Source organism: Psychrobacter sp. 1U2 (genome assembly GCF_051847575.1).
Genome location: NZ_JBPYDC010001791.1, coordinates 1 through 523, shown reverse-complemented (window position 1 = coordinate 523; position 523 = coordinate 1). Strand labels below are relative to the sequence as shown.

1 pseudogene is annotated in these 523 nt (G+C 30.8%); it reads right to left on the bottom strand.

Annotated elements, in window-relative coordinates:
• Nucleotides 1-197: 197 nt before the first annotated feature.
• Nucleotides 198-523: pseudogene (locus ACS8FD_RS24430) on the bottom strand (hypothetical protein); the annotation flags it as partial.

Sequence of the window (523 nt, the reverse complement as noted above, 5' to 3'; positions counted from 1 at the left end):
TTTATTACCTTCTTGAAAAATATATTGCAAAAATTTTCTAGCTGAAATAAATTATAATTATTTTTTGGTGGTGTATCAAAAAGTATGCTGATTAAAATTTAAACAATTTTCAATGCTTTGAAAGTCTTGTAAAATCAGAGAATGAAGCATGGATTCTTTATTGACTTTCATTGCTAGCATACTTTTTGTAACACCACCTATTTTTTAATTACTGTATCTACTACTATTGAATAGTGAGTTAAATATGCTTCACTACGATTAATAGCTCTTTGATTAACTTTATCAATAAGCCCATTTTTAAGTGCCCAATAATCCGCAACAATGGAAGCTTGTTGTTCTATCCCATAATCAAGTAAATCTTTTCTTACATCAAGCTCATAGCCATAAGCACCTTTAAACCCATCTATTTCTATAGAAAATTTGTTCCCGATATGATGTATTGCTCGACTTGGGAATTCAAAAAACAGTTGCTCGCCAATAGCACGTAAGGCAACAGTTTGACCATTCTGATACTGCCATACAT